This is a genomic window from Veronia pacifica, assembly GCF_001707825.1.
Lineage (GTDB): Bacteria > Pseudomonadota > Gammaproteobacteria > Enterobacterales > Vibrionaceae > Veronia > Veronia pacifica.
In genome coordinates, this window is the sequence record NZ_LYBM01000090.1 from 1 (window position 1) to 4,605 (window position 4,605).

4 protein-coding genes and 1 pseudogene are annotated in these 4,605 nt (G+C 47.2%); all 5 read right to left on the reverse strand.

The genetic code is table 11. The annotated features are described in order from the left end of the window. Positions 1-296 (reverse strand): annotated as a pseudogene (locus A8L45_RS25440) (bifunctional tetrahydrofolate synthase/dihydrofolate synthase); the annotation flags it as partial. 92 nt (positions 297-388) lie between these two features. Beyond that, complete coding sequence (accD, locus tag A8L45_RS23135; RefSeq protein WP_068905702.1) at positions 389-1,333, reverse strand: acetyl-CoA carboxylase, carboxyltransferase subunit beta; 945 nt, start codon at positions 1,331-1,333, stop codon at positions 389-391. Between the two features lie 321 nt (positions 1,334-1,654). Next, on the reverse strand, positions 1,655-2,596 hold the full coding sequence (gene accD, locus A8L45_RS23140; RefSeq protein WP_068905703.1) for an acetyl-CoA carboxylase, carboxyltransferase subunit beta: 942 nt from the start codon (positions 2,594-2,596) through the stop codon (positions 1,655-1,657). A gap of 184 nt (positions 2,597-2,780) precedes the next feature. Continuing rightward, the gene (gene truA / locus A8L45_RS23145) at positions 2,781-3,575 is read right to left on the reverse strand and encodes a tRNA pseudouridine(38-40) synthase TruA (protein WP_068905704.1); all 795 of its coding nucleotides are present in this window, start codon (positions 3,573-3,575) and stop codon (positions 2,781-2,783) included. A 159-nt stretch (positions 3,576-3,734) separates the two neighbouring features. Continuing rightward, a partial coding sequence (locus tag A8L45_RS23150) for a FimV/HubP family polar landmark protein (protein ID WP_281181542.1) occupies positions 3,735-4,605 on the reverse strand: 871 nt, incomplete at its 5' end.

The window sequence follows — 4,605 nt, forward strand, 5'->3', positions numbered from 1 at the left end:
TTCATGGCCATTAATTCTTACCCGCTCGTTATAACGAACCAAATGTGGAGAGCTATACACCCCTGTACGATAACCCGCCTCTCTCAAGATGGATTCCAAAATCGCACAGGTCGACCCTTTACCATTGGTTCCCGCAACGGTGATCACTTTGGGCGCGGGTTTGGTCAAGTTAGCATCCTGTGCCACTTTTCCAACCCGGTCGAGACGAGATCAATCGCACTGGTATGAAGACTTAACAGATAGGCTTGCCACTCGCTTAGAGTTGCTGTGGCTTTAGGAGCAGTTGGTTCAGGCATGGTACTTTTACTAGAGTCAATAATACTTTAATCATATCAGCTTATGGACAAAGAGCGCCATAAGGCGCTCTTGTCTGTGACCCTGAGAAGGCTCAGTTAGCGTTTTCAAGAGACTCAGCGTCTTCATGAATCTCGTCTGATACCTGTTCTTCTTCGTGCGGTTTCTGTAACGGAACCACCAGCGGAGAATCTTGATGTGTAAGTTTTGCCAGCAAACCACCAATACGCTGTCGCATCTCACGGCGGTCAACCACCATATCTAACGCCCCGTGCTCCAGCAAGAATTCACTGGTCTGAAAGTCATCAGGCAGATTCTCACGGACAGTTTGTTCGATAACACGACGACCAGCAAAACCAATTCGTGCTTTAGGTTCTGCAAGGTTAACATCTCCCAACATGGCAAAACTGGCGGTTACACCACCAAAAGTCGGATCTGTCATCACTGAAATAAAAGGAAGTGCCTCAGCAGACAAGCGATCCAGTGCTGCACTGGTTTTCGCCATTTGCATTAAAGAGTTAAGCCCTTCCTGCATTCGGGCACCGCCACTCGCGGAAAAACAAACCATGCCACAGTTATCTTCTATGGCCTGCTCAACCGCTTTAACAAACCGGGCACCTACCACTGAGCCCATGGAACCACCGATAAAACGCATATCAAAGGCACAGGCCACAACAGGCATCCCCAGTAGCTGGCCTTTCATTACCACCAGAGCATCACTCTCGCCTGTGGCCTTCTGCATAGCAGACAGTCTATCTTTGTATTTTTTGCTGTCGCGGAATTTCAACGGATCCTGAGGTTCGAGTTCTGCACCCAGCTCCTGAATAACCCCCTCATCAAAAAATGCTTCCAGACGTTGACGGGCATTGAAAGCCATGTGGTGGTCACATTTGGGACACACATTTAGGTTGCGCTCAAGATCTGCGTGATACAAGACTTGCTCACACGATGTACATTTGGTCCACACTCCTTCAGGAATTGACACTTTACGTGTCGAACCAATTTTACTTTTTGTCAGAATTTTTTCAAGCCAGCTCATGGACTACCTTTTCTTTCTGCAACACTTACCTGTGGCAAGTGGCCTGTGATCTACAAATTCAGACCGGATTAAATCACAACTCTCTGGTTGTTGGGACTAAAAACTGGTTGTACCTATCTGAAACATGGATATACACCCGAATAAAACAGATACTGATAAAATTTGTAAACATCAATAAATATTAATACTTTCATGATGATAGGTGGCGATCCAGTAAGGATAGACGACCAAAGATGAAAAAGTCAGGCCCCGATTCAAACTGTCGCCCAACACACAAAAAAGGGTGCCATAGGGCACCCTTTATCAATCATCGAGTCAGAATCAGTTTTGGTCGTCTACCGGATTATCACTCTCATCATTTTCTACAACCACTTCACCTTCCAGAGGTTTCTGAACTGGCACAACCAAAGGAGATATCTGATTGGTCAGCTTCGCTAGCAAGCCACCAATACGCTGGCGCATCTCACGACGGTCAACAACCATATCCAGCGCGCCATGCTCAAGCAGGAATTCACTGGTCTGAAAATCATCTGGCAAATTCTCACGCACCGTTTGTTCGATAACACGGCGACCAGCGAAACCAATACGGGCCTTGGGTTCAGCAATATTGATGTCACCCAACATAGCAAAACTTGCGGTGACACCGCCAAAGGTTGGGTCTGTCATCACTGAGAAAAAGGGCAGTCCCTTCGCTGTAAGACGCTCAAGCGCTGCACTGGTTTTCGCCATCTGCATTAAAGAGAACAAGCCTTCTTGCATCCGCGCTCCGCCACTGGCAGAAAAACAGACCATGCCACAGTTGTCTTCCATTGCCTGCTCGACCGCTCTGACAAAACGGGCACCGACCACTGAGCCCATAGAGCCACCAATGAAACGCATATCAAACGCACAGGCGACTACTGGCATACCGAGTAAGTGGCCTTTCATTACCACCAGTGCCTCATTCTCTTCTGTGGCTTTCTGTGCTGCAGACAGTCTGTCTTTGTATTTCTTACTGTCGCGGAATTTTAGCGGATCCTGAGGTTCAAGTTCCCCGGCCAGTTCCTCAATATCTCCCTCGTCAAGAAACGCTTCAAGGCGTTTACGAGCGCTGAACGCCATATGATAGTCGCACTTGGGACATACATTTAGATTACGCTCAAGATCGGCGTGATACAGAACCTGCTCGCACGATGTGCATTTGGTCCAGACTCCCTCTGGTATTGACGCCTTTCGCGTTGAACCAATTTTGCTTTTTGTCAGAATTTTTTCAAGCCAGCTCATGGACTACCTTTTCTTCATGCAACACTTACCTGAAGCAAGTGGCCTGTGATCTATGAATTCAAACCGGATTAAATGACTACTCAATAACTGTTGAGACTCAAAATCGTCCTTACCTCTCCGTGGTAGATTTAAGATTACCATTAAACATGTTCTCGTTTCAGAATCAAACCGAGAGTTTTTATGATTAAAAATCGATGTCTGACAAGAAAATGGGCCCGGGTGCAACTTTTGGTAAATCAAACGCTGCAGGATAATCAACTTCAACCAGGTAAAGCCCGGCTGCTTTCGCTGTCGCTGAGGCAAGATTACGATCTTTTGCATCCAGCAACCACTTGATCCACTCAGGCTTCTGTTCTCCACGTCCCACAGTGATTAAGCTACCTGTAATGTTTCGAACCATATGATGAACAAAAGCATTGGCTTTTATATCAATGATCACAAAGTTACCCTGACGAGAAACATTGAGGTGCATCAGGTTACGCCACGGTGACTTAGACTGACACTGAACAGCCCGAAAAGAACTGAAGTCGTTCTCTCCCAATAGAAATTGTCCTGCTTCATGCATGAGTTTCTCATCGAGATCACCATGATAATGGCTAACGCCATGACGGAATATACCCGGACGGAATGCATGGTTGTAAATAATGTAGCGGTAACGTCTTGCCGTGGCAGTAAACCTTGCATGAAACTCATCAGGCACTTCCTTCGCCCAGCGCACTGCAATGGCATCGGGTAAGTTACTGTTGGTTCCCATCGTCCACGCTTTTAACGGTCTTGATGTCTCAACGTCAAAATGTACGACTTGCCCCGTGCCGTGAACCCCTGCGTCTGTCCTACCCGCGCACTGCACCTCTATGGGCTGATTAGCCACTTTTGACAGGGCTTTTTCAAGGTGCTGCTGCACACTTGGTACATCCCGCTGTCGCTGCCAGCCATAATACTGTGCGCCATCATATTCCACACCCAGGGCAATTCTCATCGTCCGGTTCTCTGTATTCAAATTAAAGGGGCAGTATTATATACCAATCAGTGGCAGTAAATGAGCTGTTTTTCCGGTTACGCTGGTTGTTCAATACCAACAATCATAAAAAAACGGCGGTAATTTCCGCCGTTTTCTTCACTAACTCGGGGCTATATATCAGTGAAGTTTTTCCATGATCTCTTTCGCTTCATTTTTTAGCTCGAGGTCGCTGGATGCCATTACTTTTTCCAGTAATGCGCGCGCACCATCTACGTCATTCATTTCTAGGTAAGCTTTAGCAAGGTCCATATCATTGGCGACATCTCCCGCTTTATCGACATCATAAGGCTCAATTTCACTGAGCATATCAGGGAAATCATCAAGGCCAACATTGAGGTCAATGGGCTGGGCGTCAGGATCAGCCTGTGGCTCGCCATCGTCTTTCATTAATTCTTCGATGCTGATATACGGGTTATCTTCCTCTGATGTCTCCAGCAGTTCACTCTGACCTTCCTCAAGCAGGCTATCTAAATCCGTATCGAATTCAAGGTCAGCAACATCCTCACCCAATACATGAGGTTGTTCCGACCAGTCCTCACTCTCAATTTCTGGGCCAGGTGTCTGTTCGGCATTCCATACCGCTGATTCTTCCTCTGGGATGGGGTGGTCTATATCCTGTAAGTCGGGATCGGATAGCAATGCGTCCATATCAAGTCCTGCAACCTGATACTGCTCATCGTCCATAGCTGTAACATCAAGAGTTTCCGCCTCAACAGCATGTCCAGCCTCACTTTCTTGCTCAGGTAAGGTGCCGTCTAATTCGCGTTGCTCTTCGAAAGCGGCATGTAGCGCATCTTCCTCAGAAAACTCACCTAGCTGATCGTCTGAAAGTGTTTCGAGACCTTCGGCAGGCACATTAAATGGGCTGTCCTGCGGCTCGGGCTGTCCTATTGTTTCCGGTATTGTAGTTTCTGATGCTGCAGTTTCTAGTGCCGTTGTTTCTGAAATTGTCGCTTGCTCTGGCACTGTCTGTTGTTCTGAGACTGCC